Source organism: Streptacidiphilus sp. MAP5-3 (genome assembly GCF_041262505.1).
Taxonomy (GTDB): domain Bacteria; phylum Actinomycetota; class Actinomycetes; order Streptomycetales; family Streptomycetaceae; genus Streptacidiphilus.
Genome location: NZ_JBGCCL010000021.1, coordinates 99707 through 123287 on the forward strand (window position 1 = coordinate 99707; position 23581 = coordinate 123287).

The 23581-nt window shown below is 72.4% G+C and carries 25 protein-coding genes and 1 pseudogene; 12 read left to right on the plus strand and 14 right to left on the minus strand.

The genetic code is table 11. The features are described from left to right. The first annotated feature begins 74 nt into the window (after positions 1-74). Positions 75-845, plus strand: coding sequence for a serine/threonine protein kinase (locus ABH928_RS26420; RefSeq protein ID WP_370070799.1), 771 nt, complete (start codon positions 75-77; stop codon positions 843-845). Between the two features lie 110 nt (positions 846-955). Here the strand turns inward: ABH928_RS26420 and ABH928_RS26425 are convergent, their stop codons facing one another. The 3 genes from ABH928_RS26425 to ABH928_RS26435 form a co-directional block, all read right to left on the minus strand. After that, positions 956-1750, minus strand: a complete 795-nt coding sequence (locus ABH928_RS26425; protein ID WP_370070801.1) for an alpha/beta hydrolase family protein — start codon at positions 1748-1750, stop codon at positions 956-958. A gap of 109 nt (positions 1751-1859) precedes the next feature. Then, positions 1860-3401 carry an FMN-binding glutamate synthase family protein gene (locus tag ABH928_RS26430; protein ID WP_370070803.1) on the minus strand — a complete coding sequence of 514 codons (1542 nt, stop codon included), beginning with the start codon at positions 3399-3401 and terminating at the stop codon, positions 1860-1862. Between the two features lie 314 nt (positions 3402-3715). Then, the gene (locus ABH928_RS26435; RefSeq protein WP_370070805.1) at positions 3716-4621 is read right to left on the minus strand and encodes a LysR family transcriptional regulator; all 906 of its coding nucleotides are present in this window, start codon (positions 4619-4621) and stop codon (positions 3716-3718) included. A 105-nt stretch (positions 4622-4726) separates the two neighbouring features. On the opposite strand from ABH928_RS26435, the gene ABH928_RS26440 reads away from it, so the two are divergent. Continuing rightward, positions 4727-5680 (plus strand): DMT family transporter, encoded by a 954-nt coding sequence (locus ABH928_RS26440; RefSeq protein ID WP_370070807.1) that lies wholly within the window; start codon positions 4727-4729, stop codon positions 5678-5680. 72 nt (positions 5681-5752) lie between these two features. Here ABH928_RS26440 and ABH928_RS26445 read toward each other — a convergent pair whose 3' ends face one another. Both ABH928_RS26445 and ABH928_RS26450 read right to left on the minus strand, forming a co-directional pair. Then, a complete protein-coding gene (locus ABH928_RS26445; RefSeq protein WP_370070809.1) occupies positions 5753-6145 on the minus strand; it encodes an MmcQ/YjbR family DNA-binding protein in 393 nt (130 codons plus the stop codon). Between the two features lie 254 nt (positions 6146-6399). Continuing rightward, a complete protein-coding gene (locus ABH928_RS26450; protein WP_370070811.1) occupies positions 6400-6933 on the minus strand; it encodes a hypothetical protein in 534 nt (177 codons plus the stop codon). A gap of 314 nt (positions 6934-7247) precedes the next feature. Here ABH928_RS26450 and ABH928_RS26455 point away from each other — a divergent pair, with 314 nt between their 5' ends. Continuing rightward, a complete protein-coding gene (locus ABH928_RS26455; RefSeq protein ID WP_370070813.1) occupies positions 7248-8534 on the plus strand; it encodes an APC family permease in 1287 nt (428 codons plus the stop codon). Positions 8535-8547: 13 nt separating this feature from the next. Here ABH928_RS26455 and ABH928_RS26460 read toward each other — a convergent pair whose 3' ends face one another. Continuing rightward, positions 8548-8859 carry a PadR family transcriptional regulator gene (locus ABH928_RS26460; RefSeq protein WP_370070815.1) on the minus strand — a complete coding sequence of 104 codons (312 nt, stop codon included), beginning with the start codon at positions 8857-8859 and terminating at the stop codon, positions 8548-8550. Between the two features lie 149 nt (positions 8860-9008). Between ABH928_RS26460 and ABH928_RS26465 the strand changes: the two genes are divergently transcribed. The 5 genes from ABH928_RS26465 (at position 9009) to ABH928_RS26485 (ending at position 13179) form a co-directional block, all read left to right on the plus strand. After that, positions 9009-9284 carry a hypothetical protein gene (locus ABH928_RS26465; protein ID WP_370070817.1) on the plus strand — a complete coding sequence of 92 codons (276 nt, stop codon included), beginning with the start codon at positions 9009-9011 and terminating at the stop codon, positions 9282-9284. Between the two features lie 225 nt (positions 9285-9509). Beyond that, positions 9510-11027 (plus strand): helix-turn-helix domain-containing protein, encoded by a 1518-nt coding sequence (locus ABH928_RS26470; RefSeq protein WP_370070819.1) that lies wholly within the window; start codon positions 9510-9512, stop codon positions 11025-11027. Between the two features lie 62 nt (positions 11028-11089). Then, positions 11090-11653, plus strand: a complete 564-nt coding sequence (locus ABH928_RS26475; RefSeq protein WP_370070821.1) for an N-acetyltransferase family protein — start codon at positions 11090-11092, stop codon at positions 11651-11653. Between the two features lie 51 nt (positions 11654-11704). Then, a complete protein-coding gene (locus tag ABH928_RS26480) occupies positions 11705-12163 on the plus strand; it encodes a pyridoxamine 5'-phosphate oxidase family protein (RefSeq protein ID WP_370070823.1) in 459 nt (152 codons plus the stop codon). Positions 12164-12318: 155 nt separating this feature from the next. Beyond that, positions 12319-13179: an S-methyl-5'-thioadenosine phosphorylase gene (locus tag ABH928_RS26485; protein ID WP_370070825.1), complete on the plus strand. Its 861-nt coding sequence runs from the start codon at positions 12319-12321 to the stop codon at positions 13177-13179. On the opposite strand, the gene ABH928_RS26490 is transcribed toward ABH928_RS26485, so the two are convergent. Then, a complete protein-coding gene (locus ABH928_RS26490; RefSeq protein WP_370070827.1) occupies positions 13070-13558 on the minus strand; it encodes a hypothetical protein in 489 nt (162 codons plus the stop codon). The two genes, ABH928_RS26485 and ABH928_RS26490, sit on opposite strands and share 110 nt — an antisense overlap. Before the next feature lie 17 nt (positions 13559-13575). Further along, a complete protein-coding gene (locus ABH928_RS26495) occupies positions 13576-14673 on the minus strand; it encodes a molybdopterin-dependent oxidoreductase (protein ID WP_370070849.1) in 1098 nt (365 codons plus the stop codon). A 197-nt stretch (positions 14674-14870) separates the two neighbouring features. Between ABH928_RS26495 and ABH928_RS26500 the strand changes: the two genes are divergently transcribed. Next, positions 14871-16412 (plus strand): hypothetical protein, encoded by a 1542-nt coding sequence (locus ABH928_RS26500; RefSeq protein ID WP_370070829.1) that lies wholly within the window; start codon positions 14871-14873, stop codon positions 16410-16412. Positions 16413-16424: 12 nt separating this feature from the next. Here ABH928_RS26500 and ABH928_RS26505 read toward each other — a convergent pair whose 3' ends face one another. From ABH928_RS26505 to ABH928_RS26530, 6 genes and pseudogenes are all read right to left on the minus strand, one after another. Continuing rightward, entirely contained in the window at positions 16425-17147 is a 723-nt protein-coding gene (locus tag ABH928_RS26505) for a methyltransferase domain-containing protein (protein WP_370070831.1), read from the minus strand. Further along, positions 17144-17824, minus strand: coding sequence for a DUF2064 domain-containing protein (locus ABH928_RS26510; RefSeq protein WP_370070851.1), 681 nt, complete (start codon positions 17822-17824; stop codon positions 17144-17146). Before ABH928_RS26510 ends, ABH928_RS26505 begins: the two co-directional genes overlap by 4 nt. After that, positions 17798-18445: pseudogene (locus tag ABH928_RS26515) on the minus strand (glycosyltransferase family 2 protein); the annotation flags it as partial. The pseudogene ABH928_RS26515 and the gene ABH928_RS26510, both read right to left, overlap by 27 nt. 191 nt (positions 18446-18636) lie before the next feature. Further along, positions 18637-19047 (minus strand): type II toxin-antitoxin system VapC family toxin, encoded by a 411-nt coding sequence (locus tag ABH928_RS26520; protein WP_370070833.1) that lies wholly within the window; start codon positions 19045-19047, stop codon positions 18637-18639. Continuing rightward, positions 19044-19319, minus strand: a complete 276-nt coding sequence (locus ABH928_RS26525; protein WP_370070835.1) for a hypothetical protein — start codon at positions 19317-19319, stop codon at positions 19044-19046. Before ABH928_RS26525 ends, ABH928_RS26520 begins: the two co-directional genes overlap by 4 nt. Before the next feature lie 98 nt (positions 19320-19417). Next, complete coding sequence (locus tag ABH928_RS26530; protein ID WP_370070837.1) at positions 19418-20503, minus strand: NAD-dependent epimerase/dehydratase family protein; 1086 nt, start codon at positions 20501-20503, stop codon at positions 19418-19420. Positions 20504-20793: 290 nt separating this feature from the next. On the opposite strand from ABH928_RS26530, the gene ABH928_RS26535 reads away from it, so the two are divergent. The 3 genes from ABH928_RS26535 to ABH928_RS26545 all read left to right on the plus strand — a co-directional run bounded on the left by ABH928_RS26535 (position 20794) and on the right by ABH928_RS26545 (position 23462). Beyond that, complete coding sequence (locus ABH928_RS26535) at positions 20794-22053, plus strand: globin domain-containing protein (RefSeq protein WP_370070839.1); 1260 nt, start codon at positions 20794-20796, stop codon at positions 22051-22053. 125 nt (positions 22054-22178) lie between these two features. After that, complete coding sequence (locus ABH928_RS26540; RefSeq protein ID WP_370070853.1) at positions 22179-22778, plus strand: pyridoxamine 5'-phosphate oxidase family protein; 600 nt, start codon at positions 22179-22181, stop codon at positions 22776-22778. Between the two features lie 99 nt (positions 22779-22877). After that, the gene (locus ABH928_RS26545; RefSeq protein WP_370070841.1) at positions 22878-23462 is read left to right on the plus strand and encodes a TetR/AcrR family transcriptional regulator; all 585 of its coding nucleotides are present in this window, start codon (positions 22878-22880) and stop codon (positions 23460-23462) included. Positions 23463-23581 lie beyond the last annotated feature (119 nt).

The window sequence follows — 23581 nt, forward strand, 5'->3', positions numbered from 1 at the left end:
ATGAACATGCCCGCCGCTGCTAGAATTCTGAATCTTCTTCAGGTGTGCGGACGACGTGGGGCGGGCGCGCGGCAATGGAATCGGTCATCATTCAGCTTCCTGACGCTCCCGGGGTGGGTCCCGTGCGGCAGGGCAGGCCCCAGCAGTTGGTGCTCCACCCGGGCAAGACAGCCACGTTCGGGCGGGGGTCGGTGGAGCGCCCGGTCGACATCCCACTGTCCGGCGAGGGCATCTCCCGCTTCGCCGGGGAGATCACGGCCGGCGACGACCACTGGCGGCTGACGAACTTCAGTCCGCAGACGACCTACGTGGTGGAGAACCTGGAGGGCGGCGGCGGATACGTCAAGGTCACCCCGCGCAGGCTGGGCGCGCCCATCCCGTTCGAACTGTCCCGCGTGGTACTGCCGTTGACCGACGGCTTCGTCCGGTTCACCGTCTTCGCCGCGCGCCACACCTTCCTCGACCCCGGGCCGGAGCCTCCCGTCGGCCGCACGACCGAACTCACGCTCACGCCCTTCGCGCTCGACCCCACGGCGAAGTACTTCCTCGTTCTGCTCGCCCTCTGCGAGCCACGGCTGCGCGACCCCTCCAGCCTCGCCATCCCCACCGTCGGCGAGGTCGTCAACCGGCTGCGCGCCCTTCCCCAATGCCGCGATCTGACGGTGTCCGCCGCCAACTTCCACATCGACTACCTGGCGGGTACCAAGCTCAAGGTGCGCGAGCGGGCGGGCGCACAGGACAGCCCGCGCCTCGACTGGAAGCGTGAGGCCCTCGTCTCGATCGCGCTCCGCTTCGACCTGATCCAGGAGAAGGACCTGGAGATCTTCTGGAACGCGAGGGCATGACGACGTGAGATCGCGAGCAGCGACCCGCAGATGTGACGGTGCGTCATATCACCTGCCGCAACGGCACCCCCACGATGGAGTGACGCAACGCCCCCGGATGGACGGCCAGGTCAGCCGACCGACCGGCTCGCGGTGGCGAGCGGCCGTGACGCCTGGATGTACTGGTCGGCCCAGGCGCTGATGATGCGGGCCGCCCGCTGGGCCTGACCCCGTGCGGTCAGCAGGTGGTCGGCGCCTTCCAACGAGATGAAGCTGCGCGGGTGTTGCGCCTCGCGGAAGATCTCGCCGGCGTTGGCGATGTCGACGGTGTCGTCGGTCGGCGAGTGCATGACCAGCAGCGGCATGTTCAACTCCCGTATCCGGTCGCGGAGACGGGCCTGGCGGACGTCGTTGACAAAGGCGCGCTTGAGCGTCAGGGTCCGACCGCCGACGAACCACTCGTGCTGCCCCTCGCTGAGCACGCGCTCCACCACCGCGTCGTACTGGTGCTCGACATGGCTCGGGTCGGAGGGCGCACCGATCGTGGCGACCGCGTGGAGGCCGGGCGCGTCGGCGGCTGCGGCGATGGCGGCGGCGCCTCCCCACGAGTGCCCCACCAGCAGGTCCGCCGGGGTGCCGCGCTCGGCCATCAACTGTGCCGCACGGACGGTGTCCTGGACCTTGACGGTGAAGGACCCGTCCCCCCAGTCACCCCCGGAGTCGCCGAGCCCGAGGTTGTCGTAGCGCAGCATGCCGATCCCCTCGCGCGCCAGCTGCTTGCTGACGCGCGAGGCGGCCGGGGAGTTCCTGCCGAGGGTGAAGCCGTGGACGAAGATGCCCCAACCCCGGATCTCGCCTTCCGGCAGCTCGATCGACCCGGCCAGCTCGGGACCGACGACGCTCTTGAATCGGACTTCTTCAGACATGGGGTGATCGCCTCGGTGGGAACCGGTCGTGCGGGCAGGGGCAGTGAAGGGAACCAGGATCAGGGCAGCAATCTTCCCGCTGCCCTGATCCGCGACGGTGTGTCCGGTGTCACACCTGCTGCTTACCGGAGTTCGGCTTGCCGGTGAGCAGCCTGGTGATCTCGTCGGCGCGGTCCGCGGTGAGCTCGCCCCAGCCGTCCTTGTAGCCGTAGACGCCGCCCAGAGTGCGGGCCTCGTAGTCGCCGTTCATGATCTCGATGTCGTCAGGGGTGATGAGCCCCGGGTGGGCGACGCCGACGGCGGACGAGACCTTCATCAACTCCCGACGCAGCGTCCGCAGGTAGACCGCGGCCCGGGTGGACTTCGAGGTCGGGTCGATGCCACGGGCCAGCCAGGGGTTCTGGGTGGCGATGCCGGTGGGGCACTTGTCGGTGTGGCACTTCTGCGACTGGATGCAGCCGATCGACAGCATCGCCTCACGGGCCACGTTGATCATGTCGGCGCCGAGCGCGAAGGCGACCGCGGCGTTCTCCGGCAGGCCGAGCTTGCCGGAGCCGATGAAGGTCAGGTCGTCGGTCAGCCCCAGCTCCGCGAAGGTGCCGTAGACCCGGGAGAAGCCCATCCGGAACGGCAGCGACACCGAGTCGGCGAACATGCGCGGCGCCGCGCCGGTGCCGCCCTCGCTGCCGTCGACGGTCACGAAGTCGACGCCGCGGTCACCGCGCTCCATCAGCGTGGCCAGCTCCTGCCAGAAGCCCATCTCGCCGACCGCGCTCTTGATGCCGACCGGCACGCCGGTCTCGGTGGCGATCAGCTCGACGAAGTCGAGCATCGAGTCGACGTCGCTGAACGCGGTGTGCCGCGACGGGGAGGCGCAGTCCTTGCCCTCCGGTATGCCGCGGATCCTGGCGATCTCCGGGGTCACCTTGGCGCCCGGCAGCATGCCGCCCAGGCCGGGCTTGGCGCCCTGGGAGAGCTTGATCTCGATCGCCTTGACCGGCGCGCTCTCGACGACGTCCTTGAGCTTGTCGAGGTTGAAGGTGCCGTCGTCGTTGCGGCAGCCGAAGTACGCCGTCCCGATCTGCAGCACGAGGTCGCCGCCGCTGCGGTGGTACGGCGAGAGGCCGCCCTCGCCGGTGTTGTGCATCGTGCCGGCCTGCGCCGCACCCTTGTTGAGCGCGGTGATGGCCGCGCCGGAGAGCGAGCCGAAGCTCATCGCCGAGATGTTGACCACGCTCGCCGGCCGGAACGCCTTGGCACGCCCGCGCGGCCCGCCCAGCACCTTGGCCGAGGGCAGCGGGGCCTGCGGGTCGTGCAGGTCCGGCATGGCGCCCGCGAAGGTGCGCTGCTTCAGGTAGGCGTGGCCCTGGACGTGCTCGACGTCGACCTCGGTGCCGAACCCGAAGTAGTTGTTCTCCTCCTTGGCCGACGCGTAGATCCAGCTGCGCTGGTCACGACTGAACGGACGCTCCTCCTCGTTGGAGGTGACGATGTACTGCCGCAGCTCCGGCCCGATCGTCTCCAACAGGTACCGGGCGTGGCCGAGCACCGGGAAGTTCCTGAGCAGTGCGTGCCTCTTCTGGACAAGGTCGCGGGCAGCCACAAGCGCCACTGCTGTTGCGGCGACCGCGCCGATCCTCCGGGCCTGCATGAACGTTCCTCCTCGATGCACGGCTTCCTTGCCGTGCGGTGGACACCGTTGTGTCGTGTTGCGCGCTGCCGGGTGCGGCGAGGGTCAACGAGGAACGATATTAAGAGGCCCTAGTGACCGGCCGGTGGCCAGGGTGTGGCTGGGGATGCTGATCCGTACGCCCGCACGGCCGCTCGGGGGCGGGCTCGTGCTGCCGCACCAGGGCCGTCGTCACAGCCCCGACCAGCGCACATCCCAGCGAGACCCGAGAAGTTGAACACCACGTCGCAAGCCCGCGTGTACGTGCACGCCTGATCCGGAGGAGCCGAGTCAGGTCACCCCTGGTGTGCGCGGCGGCCGATCAGGTCGGCGAGCAGGGCCAGGGGTGGCCAGTCCGCGTGGCCGCGACGGGTGACCGCGAAGGCGCGCAGGAACACGTCCGGCGCGGTCAGGGGCAGGAGCCGGACGCCGGGGACGGTGGGGCGGTCCAGCGGCAGCAGGCCGACGCCCAGTCCGGCGGTGATCATGTCCTCGACCAGGTCGAGGCTGTCGGAGCGGTGGGTGATCCGCGCGGTGAAGCCCGCCATCGAGGCGAGCGTGCGGATGACCGTCTCGTCGGCGGTGTTCCGGGAGTTGCCGATCCAGTCCGCCGCGCGGAAGCGGTCGAAGACGTCCACGGACGTGGCCGCGCGGGCGTCGGACCCGTCAGCGTCGGAGGCCGGGACGCCGAGACCCCAGGCAACGGTCCACAGCGGAGCGGCGATCAGGGCCGGGTCGGCGGTCGCTGGCGCGAGGTTGTAGTCGTAGGTGAGCGCCAGATCCACCTCGTCCGCCGCGAGCAAGGCCAACGACTCGGCGGGCTCGTGCTCGCGCACGAGGACGCGCAGGCGCGGGTACTCCTCCGCCAGCTGCTCGATGATCGGCAGCACATGCGCACGCAGCGCGGTGGCGAAACCCGCCACCCGTACCGTGCCGCTGGGCTCCGCACCGGGGGCGAGGTCGCGCTCGGCCGCGTCGACCGCGGCCAGGATGACGATCGCGTGCTCGACCAGCCGCCGACCGGCGGGCGTGAGCCGGACCCGCCGGCCCTGCGGCTCGATCAGCGCCGCACCGGCCTCCCGGGCCAACGTCGCGATCTGCTGCGACACCGTGGACGTGGTGGTGTGGAGCGCGTCGGCCACGGCCCGCATCGAGCCGAGCCGGGACAGCTCCACCAACACCTGCAGTCGCCGCGTCTCCATCCCGCCATTCTTGCGGACCGCACGCCTAATCGTTCGCAATCTCCGAACGGTCAGTCCGTGATCCGCGCGTGGACGCGAACGGTTGCCGCGCGGTGTACTCATCCCATGAGCGCCACGACCCACTCCCCCGAGCCTGTGACCAGCACCTCCGCGTCCCGCGGCAACGCCGCCCGCGTCGGGACGCTGATGGGCGTGGCCTCCATGAGCACCGTCCAGCTCGGATCGGCGCTCACCGTCCCGATGTTCGCGCAGCTCGGCGTCCTCGGCACGGCCGGGCTGCGGCTGGCCTGGGCCGGGATCGTGCTGCTGGCGCTGGTCCGGCCCCGTCGGCGCGACTTCGCGGGCCGCGACCTCACCGCGTGCGTCGGCCTCGGCGTGGTGACGTCCGGGATGATGATCTTCTTCGCGCTCGCGATCGCCCGGCTCCCGCTCGGCACGGCCAGCGCGCTGGAGTTCCTCGGCCCGCTCACGGTGTCGCTCTTCGGTCCGGGACACGGACGCCGGGTGTGGACGGTCGCCGCCGGACTCGGCGTTGCGCTGCTCACCGAGCCCTGGCACGGCGGCATCGACGCCCTCGGCCTCCTCTACGCGCTGGCCGCCGCCGGGTGTTGGGCGGCGTACATCCTGCTCACCCAGCATGTCGGCGACCGGGTCACCGGCATGAGCGGGCTTGCGGTCTCGATGCCGGTGGCGGCGGTGGTCGCCATGCTCGTGGCCGCACCGACGCTCGGCGGCAGGCTGGCGTGGGGGCCGGTGCTGATCATGCTCGGCCTCGCCGTGCTCAGCCCGCTGGTGCCGTTCGCGCTGGAATTCCTGGCCCTGCGACGCCTCACCGCGTCGTCCTTCGGCACCCTGATGAGCCTGGAGCCCGCGATCGCCCTGCTGATCGGCGCGATCGTGCTGCACCAGATCCCGGGCGCGGGCCCGGCGCTCGGCGTCGCGCTGGTGGTGACCGCCGGAGTGGGCGCGACCCGCAGCGGCGCCCGCCCGAAGCCGACGCAGGAGGCAACCGTCCCCGAGGAGCAGCCCGCCCTCGCGGGCGCGGGTGGCAACGCCTGAGCGGCTCCCGGGAGTTGCCGACAACGGCTCAGTCCTCAGCGCGTCGCCGCCGCATCGTCGCCGCGGCGACGCCTAGTCGAGGAGTGCGCGGAGCTTCTTCGGCGCGAGCATCCGGTAGCTCTCGGTCACGAGCTCACGGACCTCTTGCCAGTCGGTGTGATCGCTGAGCAGCACCACGATCCGATCATGGCCGGCCGGCGAAGCGAAATACGGGTAGCCAGTGGACAACAAGGCCTCGCGGTCACCTGGAGCGGCACGCAACACCAGCAGCGGAACGGGCTCACCGGTCCGGCCCTCGCGTGCCACCAGCAGGCAGAACGACCTCCGGCGGATGTCGAACGAATGCGCCGTCGATCTCGCGCTCGTTCGTGACTCGTCGAAACGAACCGTCACCTCGGGCAGCGCCAGACACAGCCCTCGAACCCGCTCTTCGATGTCCTCCGGGACCTCAACAGGCGCACTCATGTGAGCACTCCGGCGCGCCCCCGACGAACCACGGTTGTTCCCATGCCACACCGACAGCCTATCCGGGGTCGTATGGGACCAGGACTGACGCAAGACAGGGCCGAGCGGCTGTCGAAGGTCCGGCTGCTCGACCGAACGTGCAGGCCCCGGCAACTGCCCGGGCCTGCACGGCCTTTCCGCTCCCGCGGCCGGACGAACTCCGGCGTGCCGCACCGTGGCCACGCCGCGACGCCGCCACGCCGCGACGCACCGGCTCAGGTCGCGATCGACCCGACGGCCGGGCTGGACAGCCAGGCCAGGCGGCCGAGCCGGGTCCGCAGCCGGGTGTCCAGGCTCCAGGTCGCACCGGCATGCGCGTGCAGCAGGGCCAGCGAGGCGAAGATGTAGGCGACCGAGGGGCCCACGTCGGTGATGCCCGGCGTGCTCCACGGCAGCCCGAAGGCCTCGGCGGACGACCAGATGCCCAGTGAGTACAGGGCACTGCCGACGAAGACGGCGTTGCTGAGGACTCCGAAGATCAGCCCTAAGGCGATGGCGGTCTCGGTGACGGCGGTCACCACCGCGAAGGCTCCCGGCGAGGCGCCCCCGATCGTGTGCCACATCTGGAGCCACTGGTGGATCACCGGGATGTGAATGGACGTCGCCTGGCCGAGCTCGTCACTGATCGTCTGGCCGTGGATGAAGCCCGGCAACCACTTGAACGAGGCGTCGACGGCCCACACCAGCCCGAAGCCGATGCGCACGACCGCGGCCCGGTGCAGGCGCTTGGTGCTCGGGTCGGTTCCCAAGGCGCGGGTTCTCGGACTCCGTCGCGACGTGGCAGCTGCTGTTGTCACGGAAAGCTCCCTTGTGTGTGTCTGGCCTACCCCCGTGAAACACCGCCTGACGGGAAGACGAACATGCAGATGGCAGCCCTCTCGGACTGTCTCCCCGTGCGATGGTGACTACTCGAACGTAACCACGGTCCATGGTCATGACAATCCGCGTCCGGAACCTCAGAGCACCTTCAGATGCCGCCACCACGGGCCGCCGACGGAGCCGAGGCGCTCGCCGGAATGGCTATCGTGTGCCGATATCGAGCACCGCCGTGACGGAGTGAGTGATGAGTCAGCAGACCTCAGGCGTCTCCGAGCCGCAGCTTCGGCGGCAGCTCGGCGTCTTCGACGCCGTCGTGATCGGCCTGGGGTCGATGATCGGCGCGGGCATCTTCGCCGCGCTCGCCCCGGCGGCGGAAGCGGCCGGCTCGGGGCTGCTGCTCGGGCTCGGACTGGCGGCCGTGGTCGCGTACTGCAACGCGACGTCGTCCGCCCGGCTGGCGGCGCGCTACCCGCAGTCGGGCGGGACCTACGTCTACGGCCGGGAGCGGCTCGGCGGCTTCTGGGGCTATCTGGCCGGATGGGGCTTCGTCGTCGGCAAGACCGCGTCCTGCGCGGCGATGGCGCTCACGGTCGGCTCGTACGTCTGGCCTGCCGAGGCCCACGCCGTCGCGGTCGGGGCCGTTGTGGCGCTGACGGCGGTGAACTACGCCGGTCTGCAGAAGGCCGCCTGGCTGAACCGCACCATCGTCGCCGCGGTACTGGCGGTACTGGCCGCCGTCGCCACGGCGTGCCTGACGTCCCCTCAGGCGACCGTCGCACACCTGGGCGTGGGTGCGGACACCGGCTTCGGCGGGGTGCTCCAAGCGGCGGGCCTGCTCTTCTTCGCCTTCGCGGGCTACGCGCGCATCGCCACCCTCGGCGAGGAGGTCCGCGACCCGGCGCGCACCATCCCCCGGGCGATCCCGATGGCGCTGGCCGTCACGCTGGTCGTCTACGCGGCCGTGGCCGTCGCCGTGCTGACGGTGCTGAGCCCCGGCGCGTTGGGGCACGCCACAGCTCCACTGACCGACGCGGTGAAGGCCGCAGGCGTGCCGGGCCTGGCCCCGGTGGTACGGGTCGGGGCAGCGGTCGCGGCAACCGGGTCGCTGCTGGCGCTGATCCTCGGGGTGTCGCGCACCACTCTGGCCATGGCGCGCGACCGGCACCTGCCGCACGCGCTGTCCGCCGTCCACCCGCGCTTCCAGGTCCCGCACCGCGCGGAGCTCGCCGTCGGCGCGGTCGTCGCAGTGCTCGCCGCCTTCGCGGACCTGCGGGGCGCGATCGGCTTCTCCTCCTTCGGCGTGCTCGCCTACTACGCGATCGCCAACGCCTCCGCCTGGACGCTCACCCGGGCGGAGGGCCGTCCGCCGCGCGTCGTCCCCGCGCTGGGCCTGGCCGGCTGCCTGCTGCTGGCCTTCTCCCTGCCGGGCAGCTCCGTCGTGTCCGGCGCCGCGGTGCTGGCCCTGGGCGCCGCGGTGTACGGCGTGCGCCGGGCACGGGCACGGGCGCGGGCGCGGGCGCGGGCGCGCTGAAGGCGGGTCGCGACTACCGAGGGAACTGGTCGGCGGGCAACAGCTCGCGTGCCAGCTCCGCCAGGGCGCGGCGGTCCTCGGCCAGCGCCCGTCGACCGGCGGAGGTCGCCCGGTAGACCCGGAGGGCGCGGCCGTCGACCACCTGCTGTTCGGAGGTCAGCAGCCCCTCCGCCTCCAGGCGGTGCAGTGTCGGGTAGAGCGTGCCGGGGCTGATCCGGTAGCCGTGCCGGGCCAACTCATCGGCCATCCAGGCGCCGTGGATCTCGCGTTCGGTCGCGTGGTGCAGGATGTGCAGCCGCACGGCACCGCGCTGGAACTCCCGCATCGCCGACCTCCCGCGTGGGTCACGCAACCGATATCGGCGTCCGATAGTACGCGTCATCGGTCACCCGACGGCGAGGCAAACGGCCGCACGTCGGCGCGGACGTGACGCAGGGGACGTGACGCGTCCCCGGTCGGGTCGTTGAGCCTGACATGAAGAAGATGCTCACCCTCGGGCTCCTCGCCACCGCCACCCTCGGCATCGCCGCACCCGCCGCGCAGGCCGACACCGCCAACCCTCTCGGGCCGGTCGCCCACATCGGCCCCGACGCGAACGGCGTCCACGCCGTCGGCGACTGGTGCGCCTCCACCGCGTCCACGGTCACCCAGGAGGTCGCGTCCCTGCCGGCCGTCGGCCCGCTGGCGCAGGCGCCGCTCGCCGAGAAGGGATGCAGCGCCACGACGGGCGCCGTCAACTCCCTGCCGTAGTACGGGACAGGGCATGCGAACGGCCGGGTGACGACACGTTCGTTCGCCACCCGGCCCCTCCTCCGGTGTCCTCGCGCGTCCCCCGTCCGCGCGAGGACAAGGGAGACTTTAGAAAATCCTGTGGGGCTCGCCTAGTTTCCTGGTGCACAGTGAGACCGGTACCAAGGTGCCGAACTGCACAGTGACATCAGGGACATCCGGGCGGGGACATCAGCACCGACGGGGGTGAGCGTGGACATCTCGGCGACTGCCGCGTCCTGGCCCGACCGACGCGACCGGCGGGCTGACGACGTGTTGGCGATCCAACGCGCGGCCCGCAAGGGCGGGACCCGGGCCCTGCTCCGGTGGCTCGCCCGCCGCACCGGCGCGCAGATCCTGCTGACCGCCCCCGACGGCACGCTGCTCTGCGCAGGTGACGGCGCCGCGCGCCACACGGAGCTGGCCCAGCGCGTGGCCGGGCAGGTGGGTGCCCGCGCGCTGACGACATTGAGCGTGGTCGAGCAGGACGTCACCGTCGTGGCCGTCGGCCTGAACGGTGCGACCGACGGCCCGGGGCCGGTGCTCACCGCCGTCGCCGCCGGTCCCGCTCCCGAGCACCTGCCCCGGCTGCTCGCGGACGCGTCGTCCGCTCTGGACCTCTGCTGGCGGGAGGAACGCGCCGAGACGCAGCGCCTGCGGCTGGAGGTCGCCGAGGCGCGAAACCGGGAGGCCGTGCTGCACCTGCTGATGAACGGTCACGTCTCCACGGCACGGCAGGTCGCCGAGGTCCTCGGCCCCGAACTGCCGGAGGTGATCCGCTACCACGTCGTCGCGACCGCACCCGACCTGAAGCCGGCACTCGCACGCCGGTGCCGCGGGCTTCGGCCCGACGCGTGGGTCATCCCCTGCCCGGTCTACGACGATCACATAGCCGTCCTGGTCCCGGCCGAGCCGGGCACTCCCCCGGACGCGCCCTCGACGTTCGCAGCCGCCGTCACCTCCGCGACGGGCGAATGCCTCGTGGGAGTGAGCGACGTCGTGGCGATCCGCGATGCGTCCGTCGGCTACGGGCAGGCGGTCCACGCCCTGGTCACGGCGCGGACCCGCGCGCAGCGGTGGGCGATGTTCTCGCACCACCCCGACCCGGCCCTGGTCATCGGGGCCCCCATCCGCGGCTGGGCCCGGCAGTTCCTCGAACCGCTCCGGACCCACGTGCCGCAGCGCCTGCAGGACCCCGACAGCACCGAACTCACCGTCACCGCGAACTCCTGGCTCGGCTTCGCCTCAGGGGCGACGTCACTGCTCAAGATCCACCGCAACACCCTGGCCGCCCGGCTGCGGCACATCGAGCAGCTGCTCGCCCTCGATCTCGACCGGCTGGCGGACCAGTCCCTGCTCGCCCTGGCCCTGCGCACAGAGACCGGCCCGCAGATCACTGACGCCCCGTCAGGCACACGCGCGGACAGCATGCGCTCGCTCGACGAGCTCCTTCGCCGCCAGGCCGTGGCGGACTGGGCGTTGCGCCTGCTCCGCCCCCTCGACGACGCGCCCGACGCCGCCCGCACCCTCGCCGCCTGGCTGCGCCACGACGCCCGGCTCACCCCCACCGCGCAGGAGCTGTCGCTCTCGCTCACAGCGGTCCGCAAGCGCCTCGCCCGGATCGAGGAACTCCTCCACCGCTCCCTCCTCCGTCCCCCGACCGACCGCCACGAACTCTGGCTGGCCCGACGGGCCCTGCACCTCGCCCACGGCACAGACGGTTGATGTCAGCGGCGCCTGGCCGACGCGGGACCGAGCCGCGGTGTGCGGCCGGTTAGGCTGCCGCCATGATCAACGCTGCGGCCGACGGGCCCGCCATCCTCGACATCCGGGAGCTGGCCGCTGATCCGGAGCTGGAGGCCGGGTTCGCGGAGGCGGCCCACGCGATCCTGGCGGAGCTGGTCGGCGGGGGCGCCGCGTTGGGGTGGGTCGAGCCACCATCGCGCGCGGAGGTCGCCGGGCTCCTCGACGACGTCGCCTCGGCCGCGCAGGTCGGGGACGCGTCCTTGCGGGCCGCGTACGTGGACCGTCAGCTCGTGGGCCTGGGCTACTGGCTCCGGTACGCCCGGCCGACCCACCGGCCGCACGCCGATCTGGAGAAGATCGCGGTGGCTGCGGCGGCTCACGGACACGGCATCGGCCGGGCGTTGACCGCCGCGCTGGTCGCCGACGCGCGGGCGGCGGGGATCGAGGTGCTGACGCTGGACGCGCGCGGGGACAACGTCAACGCCCTGCAGCTGTACCGGTCGCTGGGTTTCACCGAGTACGGCCGCCTCCCGGACTTCGTCGCCGTCGGCGACCGCAGGTACGACAAGGTCTTCTGCATGCTGGACCTGCGACCTGCGGACTGACTGCCCGTCGGGTATGGAAATTCCCATCTGGACACGGACGTTGACCACGGCATGACTCAAGGACCAGCGCCTCGCACCCTGTCCGCCGATGCCGTGTCGGAGCTGCTCGGCACCCACCAGTTCGGCACGCTTGCCACAGTCAAGCGCAGCGGCCATCCGCATCTGACCACCATGGTCTACCACTGGGACCCCGAGGCCCGCATGGCGCGGTTCTCCACCACGGCCGACCGCATCAAGGTCAAGCATCTGCGGCGCAACCCGAGTGCGGCGCTGCATGTACAGGGCGGCGACGTCTGGTCGTTCGCCGTCGCCGAGGGCGAGGCCGAGGTCTCCGAGCCCACCACCGTTCCCGGCGACGTGGTCGGCCGAGAACTGCTCGGGATGATCCCCGAGGGCGCGAAGCCGCAGGACGAGGCAGCATTCCTGGAGGGGCTCGTCGCAGAGCGCCGCGTGGTCGTCCGCCTGAGGGTGAACCGGTTGTACGGGACGGCGCTGGACATCAACGGATAGGGCTGTCTGTCGACCGAGGCGTCGGCAGGATGGCTGATCCGTCCGTGATCCGTAAGGAGCCGTGGCCGCCTTCGGGGCCGGGCGCACGCCTACGGTCATGGGGAGGTCCGAACCCCTTCCGGGCCTGTGGGACAACTCAGCCCTGGAGGAGCCAGATGACCCAATCCGCCGAGTCCGCCGAGATCGGGGTGATCGGGGGCTCCGGCCTCTACGCCCTGCTCGACCACGTCACCGAGACCGTCGTCGACACCCCCTACGGCGCGCCCAGCGACTCGCTCTTCCTCGGGGAGCTGGACGGCCGCCGGGTGGCGTTCCTGCCGCGTCACGGTCGCGAGCACACGCTGCCGCCGCATCGGATCAACTACCGCGCCAACCTGTGGGCGCTGCACACCCTCGGCGTGCGTCAGGTGCTGGCGCCGTGCGCGGTCGGCGGCCTGCGGAGCGCGTACGGGCCCGGCACGCTGCTGGTGCCGGACCAGTTCGTGGACCGCACCTCGGGCCGGACGCAGACCTTCTACGACGCGGTGCCGCTGCCCGACGGGTCGGTGCCGGGCGTGGTGCATGTCTCGGCCGCCGACCCGTACTGCCCGGTGGGGCGCGCCGCCGCGCTGGACGCCGCGCGCGGCGAGGCGTGGGAGCCGGTGGACGGCGGCACGCTGGTGGTGATCGAGGGGCCGCGGTTCTCCACCCGCGCCGAGTCGCGCTGGTTCAGCGCGAACGGCTGGTCGGCGGTCGGGATGACCGGCCATCCCGAGGCGGTGCTGGCCCGCGAACTGGGCCTCTGCTACACGTCACTGGCCCTGGTCACCGACCTCGACGCGGGCGTCGAGACCGGTGAGGGCGTCACCCACACGGAGGTGCTGGCCGAGTTCGCGCGCAACGTCGACCGGCTGCGCAGCGTCCTGTTCAGCGCCGTCGCGCGGCTGCCGAAGACCCGGGACCGGGACTGCGTCTGCTCGCACGCCCTGGACGGCCTGACCACCGGCCTTCCCGGCGTGCCCGGCGTGCCCTCCTGATCCCCTCGGCCACCGACGTCACCGCGGCCGTCACACCCAGCAGCACCAGCCAGTTGCGCAGGTAGGGCAGCGGCAGCAGGGTGGGGTTGCCGTGGTCGTTGCCCGCGTCCAGGACTGCCGGCAACCCCACCGCCGTCAGCGCGGCGGCCACCACCAGGCCGCCGCGCACGGTCCACGGCAGCCTCGGCAGCGCGGCCCCGAACAGGCAGACGAGCGGCAGCCAGAGCCCGTCGTGGAGCACCGCTCCGCCGACCGACCACACCACCACGTCTAGCGGGTCGTGAATGTACGGGTCCGTCAGCAGCCCGTACACACCGAACCCGACCGACGACACCGCGGCCACGACCAGGGTTCCGCGCACCACCGTCGTCGTCCTCATGCGATCACCTCGATCCCTCATGCGATCACCTCGATCTGCTGCACCCACTTGGTCTGCAGGACGCCGGGTCGGCCCGGGGCGATGACCCGGGCCGGGTAGCCGTGGTCCGCGTGCAGCACCTCGCCGTTGACGCGCAGTGCCAGCAGGGTGAGCGGATCGTGCGCGTAGGCGGGCTCCATCTCGGTCACCGCGTAGGGGCCGGCCGTCTCCAGCGAGGTGATCCGCAACCGCGCGGTCGGCGGCGCCCCGGCTCGCGCCACCAGGTCGCGGATCCGCACACCCGTCCAGCGCGCCGACGCGCTCCAGCCCTCGACGCAGGCGATCGGCAGATCGGCCTCGTGCTGGTCCATCGCGAGCAACTGATCCATCGTCAGCTCGTAGGGGTGCGGCCCGTCCACCCGCAGCCGCCAGTCGGCCGGTGGTTGCTCGGTACCGGCGGCGGCAGCCGTGCGGTTGACCGGCAGACCCTGCGGGCCGACGTCCGGGCGGCGCGGCGCCAGCAGGTCCAGCCCGCGCAGCCACGGCACGCTCTGCCCGGCGGTCACCGCGGTGACCGCCAGCACGGAGAGGGTGACCGTGGTCAGGTACGCGCGGCGCTCCGCCAGGCCGGGCCGCACCCGGCGCCAGTGGGCGGCGATCTCCTGCGCCTTGACGGCCAGGTGCAGCAGCAGCCCGCCCAGGGCGATCCACGCCAGCCAGAAGTGCGTCTGCCGGAACGGGAACGGCCAGACGTACCACTGCAAGGTGTTCAGCAGCCCGGTGAACAGCTCCAGCAGCATCGACGCGACGAGCAGCAGGATGCCCAGCCGCTCCAGCGCGTGCCGGACGCTGCGCGCGGGCGGCCACTCGAAGAGCCGCGGGTAGACGGTCCACAGCTTGGCTCCCAGCAGCGGGATCGCCGCGATGCCGGTGCCCACGTGCAGGCCCTGGGTGAACTGGTAGAGCCCGGCGGGCCGGGTCGGCAGGTGGTCGCGCAGCCACGTGGGCGGGTTCTGCAGCACATGGCTGTAGAGGCCGGTCACGAAGCAGACGATCAGGGCCGCGCCGAGCCAGCGGCCGATCACCACCGCGGTGCGTGGATCGTGCAGCCGCGAGGAGAAGGCGCCCTCGCGCAGCGGTCCCTTCCGCAGCGCCTCGGGCGGGGTGGGCAGCGGCAGATCGAACTGCCGAGCACGGGGAGTCGGTTCGTCGTCTCGCACCTCTCCATCACACCCGCTGCCAGGGCCGTTGCGGGGTAGCGGCCTGCTTACGGAAGTCGTACGGCTGCCCGCGCCACGGTCCGCCGGACCGGACGCGCTGGCAGGGTGACGACGTGTCCACCCTGCTGAAACCCACCTCGCCGGCTCCCGACGACGGCGCCGACGCCACCACCGCCACCGCCAACGCCACTGACGACGCGGCCGACCGCCGTCCGGCGTGGGCGACCGCCCTCTGCCTCGCCGCACTCGCCGCGCTCACCGCCGCACTGGTCGGCACGTTCACCGGGGGCGGCACCCTGGGCCACCGGGGGCCGCTGCTGGTCTGGTACCCGCTCGACTGCGTGCTGTTCGCCCTCGCCCTGGTGACCCTGCGGCGGGTACCCGCCCGCAGGGTGACCGCACTGGTGCTGGTCGGCAGCGTCGCCGTGGCCGCCGCCGCGCTGCTGGTCGCACCGAGGACCAGCGACGACGCCTACCGCTACCTGTGGGACGGCCATGTCCAGGCCGCCGGGATCTCCCCCTACGCCTACCCGCCCGACGCGCCCCAGCTGGCGCACCTGCGCGCCGAGGAGCCCACGCTCTTCCCGCCCACGGGTGCGTCCATCGGCGCCTGCACGGCCTGGGACGAGCGCCGCACGACGGCAGGCCAGTGCACGCACATCAACCGGCCCGGCGTGCCGACGATCTACCCGCCCGTCGCCCAGGCCTGGTTCCTGGTCCTGCACCTGGTCGAGCACGGCCACGGCGTCCGCGCGGCCCAGGCGGGCGGAGCGCTGCTGGCCGTGGCGACGACCGGCGTGCTGCTGCTCGTGCTGCCGCGCGAGCGCCGTCGCCGGGCCGCGCTGTGGGGCTGGTTCCCCGGCACGGCCGTCTGGGCGGTCAACGACGCCCATGTCGACGCCCTCGGCGCGCTGTTGACGGTGGTCGGGCTGGCCCTGGCGGTACGCCACCGGCGAGCGCCGGGCAGAGCGGCGCTGGGCAGAGCGGCGCTGGGCGGAGCGGCGCCGGGCAGAGCGGCGCTGGGCGGAGCGGCGCTGGGCGCGGCGATCGCCACCAAACTGCTGCCCGCGCTGGCCCTGCCGGGCGCGCTGTCCGGCGTCCTGGCCCGCCGACCGACGCGCCGGGACTTGCTGCTCCCCGCCGTCGCCGTGGGCTGCTTCGCGCTCGCCTACCTGCCGTATCTCGTCCTGTCGGGCCGTCAGGTCATCGGCTTTCTGCCCGGATACCTGCACCAGGAGGGCTACGACGACGGCACCGCCGCCCGGTTCGGGCTGCTGCAGTTCCTCCCCGGACCGGCCGCAGCGCCCGTGGCGGCGCTGATCGTGCTCGCTGTCGCGCTGTACGTGCTGCGCCGTGGCGACCCCGACCGGCCCTGGGCCGGTGCGCTGGTGGTCTACGGCGCCCTGCTGTTGGCGCTGACGCCCGACTACCCCTGGTACGGGCTGCTGTTGGTGGCCCTGGTCGCGATGGACGGCCGCTGGGAGTGGCTCGGGGTCCCGGTCGCTGGGCAGGCGGTCTACCTGATCGGCGGCGACGCACAGGTGGCGGCCTACTCGGCGGCGCTCGGCCTGGTCCTGGCCGGCGCGGCGCTCCGGCGGCGGAGCGCCGCGAACCGGCGCGAACAGCAGGGCGCTTCAGCCGTTCTGACCCTCTGACCTGACGTCCATTCAGTCGCGGCGGGTGAGGGCCACGAACCGGCGTCCGTCAACCGTCCAGCGTTCCGTCTCCACCAGTCCGGCCTCCGCCGCGCACGCCACGGCGGCGGAGGCGCCGACACGGGCCCAGGCGAACGACGGACCGCTCCACCCGGTCGCGTCCTCGACCCGCACCGTCACCCGGTCGTCCACGTCGTCGGGTTCGACCTCCGCGAGGACCGCCCCACCCGGCGTGAGCAGTTCGCGGCAGCGGGCCAGCAGGGCGGCCGGGTCGCCGCCGATGCCGAGGTTGCCGTCGGCCAGCAGCGCGGTCCCCCAGCGGCCCTCGCCGGGCAGCCGGTCGAAGACCGAACGGCACACCGCGACGCCGCCTCCCGCACGGGTACGGGCCACCGCCGCGCCGGTGACGTCCACGCCGAGGGCGGGCAGCCCCAGTGCGAGCAGCTCGATGACCAGCCGCCCCGGACCGCAGCCGACGTCCAGCACCGGACGGCCCGTCAGCAGGCACCGGGCCAGCAGACTGCGGTCCGCCGCGTCGGGCTGCGCGCACCAGCGTTCGACGTCCAGCGGGTGGCGTCGCCCGTCGGCACGGCGCAGCCACAGCGGGCCGCGACCGGTGCGCATCGCGTGGGCGTACGGGTCCTGCGCCCACGGCCTGGGCCCCGGCCCTACCCGGACGGGCGCGAGCAGTGAGCCGAGCTGCGCGGGGATCCGCGCGGGCGCGTCGGGCCTCACCTGGCGGCCCGGATCAGGCCGGAGACCTCGCGCCAGGCTGCGGCGAACCCCCCGGAGGGTGCGAGCCGGGCCACGTCAGCGGCGTCCTCGGCGGTGTCGACGTCGGTCAGCTGCGGCAGTTGACGTACCGTCAATCCTGCCGCGCCGAGCCGATCCAGCACCTCCGCGCCCGTGCTCTCGGTGGACATCGGCACGCCGTCCAGCAGCCGGCGCGCCAACTCCGGGGTGGGGCGGGCCAGTCCGAGCGCCCAGAAGCCTCCGTCGGCGGCGGGCCCGTACCAGGCGTCCACCCCGGCGCGGACGGCCGGCGAGAAGGCCTCGGCCAGCCCGGCCACGTCGAGCTGCGGGGTGTCCATGCCCACCAGCAACGCCGGTGCGCCCTGCGGGGCGTGGGCGAATGCCGCGGCCAGCCGCGCGTCCAGCCCACCGCCGACCTGCGGCACGACGTCCCAGCCCGGTGGCAGCCACGGCCCCGGCTCGCCGTCCAGCACCAAAAGCCGCCGTCCGGCGGGCATCCGGGAGAGCGCGGCCAGGGTGTCCGCAAGCGCCGCCTCGGCCAGGCGGGCGGCCTGTTCGGGGGTGCAGGGCGGTGTCAGCCGGGTCTTGACGCGGCCGGGCACCGGGGCCTTGGCGATCACCAGCAGGGTCGGCGGCGGTGCGGCCAGCACCGTCCGCATGTCGCGGACGGCCTGCCGGGTGCCGCGCAGCGTGCCGGTGACCTTCGAACGCCCTTGCCGTGGACGGTAGTCGACGTCCACCTCGGCGATCCGCATCCCGGCCGCCGACGCGGACAGCACCATCTCCAACGGGAAGCCCGAGCGCCGGTCGCCGAGCCCGAGCGCCAGCAGGTCCGCGCGCCGCGCGGCGCGCATCGGCCCGAGGTCGTGCAGTGGGGCGCCGGTGCGTGCCCGCAGCCGCCGCGCGAGCTCCGCGTTGGCCACCCGCGCGTGCAGCGGCCACGCGCCGCGCGTGGTCGGCCTGCGCCGTCCCAGCACCAGGTCCGCCGTGCCGTCCGCCACCGGGCCGACGACGCGGGACAGTTGGGCCGGGTCGAGCGAACCGTCGCAGTCCAGGAAGCACACCAGCTCGGCGGTCGCGGCGGACAACCCGGCGTAGCAGGCGGCGCCGAACCCACGTCGCGGCTCGCGCACCACCGTCGCGCCCAACCCGGCCGCGATCTCGGCAGAGCCGTCCCGCGACCCGTTGTCGACCACGACGGCGCGCCATCCGTCGGGGATCCGGCTCAGCACCCAGGGCAGCGCGGCGGCTTCGTCCAGACACGGCAGCACGACGTCCACGGACTCGGCAACGACCGCGGAAGAGAGGGAGGAAGAAGGAAGCGTCACCCCGGCCACGCTAGGCGCTGACCTGCAGTTGCAGGGGCCTGCGACGCCTTACGGAAGTCCTACGTCACCGCGCACCGGTACCGGGTACCGGGTACCGGGTACCGGGTACCCGGTACCCGGTACCGGAAGGTCTCACGGTGGGGCTACGGCGGGAGTAGCAGCGCGTGGACGTGCGCGGGTTTGACGACGCTGAAGTGACGCCGGTCGAGAGTGGCCACTCGGTCCACGCCGAAGCGCTCAGCCACCGTGATGACCGAGGCGTCCACCCCTCCGAGCGGAAAGTCGGCGTACCGGAGGACCAACTCGCTCATTCGCGTCAGGTCCGCGGACGTGAGGTGGACCAGCTCGAAGGTCCCGCGTGCGACCTCGGCCAGGAACGCTGCCTCGATCTTGGGCCAACGCTCCAGAAGCCAGCAGACCTCAGTCATGACCGGGCTGGGCAGCAGACGACGGCCGGTCAGCGACATGAGCAGAGAGGCGCACTCGGCATGCTGCCGGTCAGCCGCGTTGAACGCCGCAGCCAGAGGTCCAGTGTCCAGGACCGTGGCGATCACGCCGAGTCGCCGAAACGCCGGCGCATCCGTTCGCGGATGTAGTCGTCATGCCGTTCGGCCAGGTCCTCCGGACCGTTAATGCTGCCGATCAACGCCAGCAACCCCGCCGGCACCGATCCATCGGTCTCTGTCGCGTCCACCGCAGGCAGCGACTCGGCGACCTGGGACAGCTCCTCGTCCTGGCTGACGAGCAAGCGAAGCCGTCGCACCTGGGTTGGAGTGAGCCGGTCCACCAGGTGGTGCATGTCCTCGTAGTCGTAAGCAGCGGTCACGTAAGCAGTGTAGGACGGCCGCACGGCCTCGAGCAGCGTGATCTGTAAGGATGCACCCCTTCCAGGCGAAGCGGACTTGCCGAAAAAGCCCAGAGGTGCTACGGGATCTGGACGCTCCGAGCGGCCTCGCCCCGCAGCGGGGCGGTGGCGAACTCCGCCATCCCTGCCTCGAACCCGACCGCGGGGCGCCAGCCGAGCTCGCGCCGCAGCCGGCGCGAGTCGGCGGTGACGTGCCGGACGTCGCCCAGCCGGTACTCCCCCGTCACCACCGGCTGCGGGCCACCGAAACCCGTGGCCAGCGCGGTGGCCATCTCGCCGATCGTCCGGACCGTGCCACTGCCCGTGTTGTACGCGCGCACGAAGCCCTCCGGCCGGTCCAGCACCGCGGCCAACGCCGCCTCGTTGGCCGACGCGACATCATCCACGTGCACGAAGTCGCGGCGTTGGCCGCCGTCCTCGAAGACCCGTGGCGGGCGACCAGCCGCCAACGCCGAGCGGAACAGCGAGGCGACGCCCGCGTACGGGGTGTCGCGCGGCATGCCGGGGCCGTAGACGTTGTGGTACCGCAAGGTGATCACCCGCCCGCCGCAGGCGCGGGCCCAGGCGGCGGCCAGGTGCTCCTGGGCGAGCTTGGTGACGGCGTAGACGTTGCGCGGGTCCGCCGCCGCGTCCTCGCCGACCAGACCGGGCGCGAGCGCTGTGCCGCAGCGGGGACACGGCGGCTCGAACCGCCCGGCGTCCAGGTCGACGGCCCGCCTCGGCCCGGGGGCGACCCGTCCGTGCTCCGCGCAGTCGTAGCGCCCCTCTCCGTAGACCACCATCGAACCGGCCAGGACCAGATGACGGGGGCCGGTCCGGGCCATGGCGGCGAGCAGCACCGAGGTGCCGAGGTCGTTGCAGCCGACGTACTCCGGCGCGTCGGCGAGGTCGAGCCCCAGTCCGACCATCGCGGCCTGGTGGCAGACCGCGTCCGTGCCGCGCAGCGCGCGCTCCACCGTCTGCGGGTCGCGGACGTCGCCGTGCACGAAATCGACCTCGGCGGGCAGCGCGCCCGCCGCGCTCCGGTCGGCGTGGACGGCCGGGAGCAGGGCGTCGAGCACCCTGATCCGGTGCCCGGCGGCGACCAGTCGCCGCGCCACCGCCGAACCGATGAACCCGGCCCCACCCGTGAGCAGAATCTTCATACCGGCGACGCTAACGGCGTCGTCGTCGCACCGGGGCGCAGCACCACGCCTCGTCAGGGAACCGTAAGCCGGATGACCGGTGTAGGCCGCACGGCCGTGCCGTCGTGACGCACCCGCGTAACGCCTTCACATATGTGTGCGACATGTGTTGGTTTCATCGCCATATTGAGTGGAGGGTTGGCCGCCGATGTGGGCTGTGAAAAGAATGTGGTCAGATCTTGGGCCCAAGCCGGGCTTGGCGCCTACGGGGGATGTTGTGCGACGTTATTTCCGACCTGGAGCATTCCACCTTGTGGTTCCAACCCCGACAGTCCGGCACGCCGCGATCCGACACCCCCAAGGGTACCGGCGCCGCTGAGAACGGTGGCGGGGCGGCGGCTTCCTCAGCAGAGGCGCCGGGCGGGGGGCACGAGGGCGGTCTGACGCCCCGCGACATCGCGCTGGTGCGTGCCAGCGTGGTCGTGGTCGAGCCCTACGCCGCAGATCTGGCGGTGTACTTCTACTCCATCCTGTTCACGCGCTACCCCCAGGTCAGGGACATGTTCCCGCCGGGGATGGACGTCCAGCGCGGACGCCTGCTGCGGGCCCTGCTGCACATCGTCGACCTCGTCGACGACCCGGAGCAGCTGCAGCGCTTCTGTGCGCATCTCGGCCGAGACCATCGCAAGTTCGGCACCGAGAACGCGCACTACGACGCCGTCGGCGAGTGCCTGCTCGCCGCCCTGGCCCGCTTCGCCGGCCCCGCGTGGACCGCCGACACGGCCCGCGCGTGGACCCTCGCGTACACCACCGTCGCGCAGGTCATGATGAGCGCCGCCGACGCGGACTCCATGGTGCGGCCCGCCTCCTGGGCCGCCCGGATCGTGCACCGCGAGGAGTTCGCGTACGGGATCGCGGCGATCACCGTGCTGCCCGACCAGCCCTACCGCTACGCCGCGGGACAGTACGTCAGCATGGAGACACCCTGGTGGCCCCGCGAGTGGCGCTACTACTCCCCGGCCAACGCCCCGCGCCAGGACGGGACGCTCACCTTCCACGTCCGGGCCGTGCCGGGCGGCTGGGTGAGCAACGCCCTGGTCCGCCGGGCGATGCTCGGCGACCAGGTCAAACTGGGGCCTCCGCTGGGGGACATGGTGCTCGACCACTCCTCGAACCACGACATCCTCTGCGTGGCCGGAGGCACCGGCCTGGCCCCGATCCGCGCCCTGATCGAGGAGAGCGCCCGCCACGGCGGCGGACGCCAGATGGACGTCTTCTTCGGCGCCCGCACCTCCGACGAGCTCTACGGGATGGACGAGATGCTCCGCTTCGCGCAGCGCAACCACTGGCTGCGGGTTCGGGCCGCCGTCTCCCACCAGGACATCGTCGGCCTCAACGGCTCACTGCCGAGCGTGCTCGCGGAGTTCGGGCCCTGGTACCAGCACGACGCGTACCTCAGCGGCCCCGCCCCGATGGTCACTGCCGCGGCCGACGTGCTGCGCCGGACCGGCGTCCCGCAGGCGCGCATCCGCCACGACCCGCTCGACGTCCCCTCCCTGTCCCTGACCTGAGAGGCCCGCAACGACGGTCCCCCACCTGCCCCACCGGTCGCTCCTCTAGACTCCACTCCTCCCGACCCAGGAGCACGCCCTCAGTGACCACGCCCGACCACCGCTTCGGCTCAGCAGGCGAGCGCATGCTGCAACAGCGCCGCGGCACCGTCGAGCGCGCCGCCGAGTTCTACGACCGGCAGGTGCACCCGTACCTCACGCCGGCGATGTGCACGTTCATCGCGCGGATGTCGATGGTCTTCCTCTCCACCTCCGACGCGCGGGGCGCCTGCGACGCCAGCTTCCGCGCGGGGCCTCCCGGGTTCGTGCAGATCCTCGACGACCGCACCCTCGCCTACCCGGAGTACCGCGGAAACGGCGTCATGGCCAGTGCGGGCAACATCACCGAGAACCCCCAACTCGGCATGCTCTTCATGGACTTCACCCGGGATCACATCGGACTCCATGTCAACGGCAGCGCCCTGCTGGTCCCCGACGCCCAGATACGCACGCACTACCCACACCTGCCGGTGGACTCCGCCCCGGGCCGCCGCCCCGAGGTCTGGGTCCACGTCACGGTCGACGAGGCGTACATCCACTGCTCCAAGCACATCCCGCACCTCGAACCCGCCGCGCGCCCCGCGAACCCGGAGGCGAAGCGCCCCCGGGACCCGCAGTACTTCACCGGACCGCAGCTGCCCGCGTACACGGCGACGCCGCAGTCCTGGCCGGAAGCAGGCCGGTAACGCGCGAGCCCGAGTCCTCTCGGGGGTTCACCCGCGCCGTTGCATGCGGAGTGGACTATATTTTCAGTCAGTCCCGTCCCGCCTGTAGGGTGCACGATTATGGCCGACCGTAGAACGACGATGCTGGAAGCAGCCGCCAGGGTCATCGCCCGGCGAGGAGTGCGCGGGCTGCGGGTGGAGGAGCTCGCGGCGGAGGCAGGTGTCTCCACGGCGCTGATCTACTACCACTTCAAGAACCGTCAGGGCATTCTGCGGGCCACGCTCGACTTCATCAACGACCGCGCCGGGAACTACACCACCTCCCGCGACCCGGACGCCCCGCCGCTGGACGCACGCGGCGAACTGGAGCAGACACTCCTGCTGGAGTTCCAGGACGCGCCCGAGGTGCGCGAGAACAGCACCGCCTGGGGCGAACTGCGCGCCAGCGCGGTCTTCGACCCGGACCTGCGGGAGGACTTGGCCCGCGCCACGCTCGTCTGGGTCCAGGAGGTGGCCGAACTCCTGGGCAGAGTGCACCCGATGGCGGGCGCAGGCGCCCTCGCCCAGGCCGCCGAACGGCTGACCGCCCTGCTGGAGGGCCTCAGCACCCGCTGGCTCAGTGGCAGCCTCCCGCTCGCGCACGCCCGCACGCTGATGGCCGAGGCCATCGACGTCGAACTGGCCCGGCTCAGCCCCACCTCCTGACACCGCACCGCTCAGCCGCACCGCTCAGAGGAAGTAGAGGCGGCTGAGGGTGACGGTGTCGGCGGGGTGGCTGTGGAGGGGGTTGCCGTCGAGGGTGACGGTGCCGGTGGTGGGGTTGA

Excerpts from the sequence above, each read along its gene's own strand:
- ABH928_RS26420 (WP_370070799.1), top strand. The coding sequence starts at position 75 with ATGGAATCGGTCATCATTCAGCTTCCTGACGCTCCCGGGGTGGGTCCC.
- ABH928_RS26425 (WP_370070801.1), bottom strand. The coding sequence starts at position 1,750 with ATGTCTGAAGAAGTCCGATTCAAGAGCGTCGTCGGTCCCGAGCTGGCC.
- ABH928_RS26430 (WP_370070803.1), bottom strand. The coding sequence starts at position 3,401 with ATGCAGGCCCGGAGGATCGGCGCGGTCGCCGCAACAGCAGTGGCGCTT.
- ABH928_RS26435 (WP_370070805.1), bottom strand. The coding sequence starts at position 4,621 with ATGGAGACGCGGCGACTGCAGGTGTTGGTGGAGCTGTCCCGGCTCGGC.
- ABH928_RS26440 (WP_370070807.1), top strand. The coding sequence starts at position 4,727 with ATGAGCGCCACGACCCACTCCCCCGAGCCTGTGACCAGCACCTCCGCG.
- ABH928_RS26445 (WP_370070809.1), bottom strand. The coding sequence starts at position 6,145 with ATGAGTGCGCCTGTTGAGGTCCCGGAGGACATCGAAGAGCGGGTTCGA.
- ABH928_RS26455 (WP_370070813.1), top strand. The coding sequence starts at position 7,248 with ATGAGTCAGCAGACCTCAGGCGTCTCCGAGCCGCAGCTTCGGCGGCAG.
- ABH928_RS26460 (WP_370070815.1), bottom strand. The coding sequence starts at position 8,859 with ATGCGGGAGTTCCAGCGCGGTGCCGTGCGGCTGCACATCCTGCACCAC.
- ABH928_RS26465 (WP_370070817.1), top strand. The coding sequence starts at position 9,009 with ATGAAGAAGATGCTCACCCTCGGGCTCCTCGCCACCGCCACCCTCGGC.
- ABH928_RS26475 (WP_370070821.1), top strand. The coding sequence starts at position 11,090 with ATGATCAACGCTGCGGCCGACGGGCCCGCCATCCTCGACATCCGGGAG.
- ABH928_RS26480 (WP_370070823.1), top strand. The coding sequence starts at position 11,705 with ATGACTCAAGGACCAGCGCCTCGCACCCTGTCCGCCGATGCCGTGTCG.
- ABH928_RS26485 (WP_370070825.1), top strand. The coding sequence starts at position 12,319 with ATGACCCAATCCGCCGAGTCCGCCGAGATCGGGGTGATCGGGGGCTCC.
- ABH928_RS26490 (WP_370070827.1), bottom strand. The coding sequence starts at position 13,558 with ATGAGGACGACGACGGTGGTGCGCGGAACCCTGGTCGTGGCCGCGGTG.
- ABH928_RS26510 (WP_370070851.1), bottom strand. The coding sequence starts at position 17,824 with ATGCGGACGGTGCTGGCCGCACCGCCGCCGACCCTGCTGGTGATCGCC.
- ABH928_RS26530 (WP_370070837.1), bottom strand. The coding sequence starts at position 20,503 with ATGAAGATTCTGCTCACGGGTGGGGCCGGGTTCATCGGTTCGGCGGTG.
- ABH928_RS26540 (WP_370070853.1), top strand. The coding sequence starts at position 22,179 with ATGCTGCAACAGCGCCGCGGCACCGTCGAGCGCGCCGCCGAGTTCTAC.
- ABH928_RS26545 (WP_370070841.1), top strand. The coding sequence starts at position 22,878 with ATGGCCGACCGTAGAACGACGATGCTGGAAGCAGCCGCCAGGGTCATC.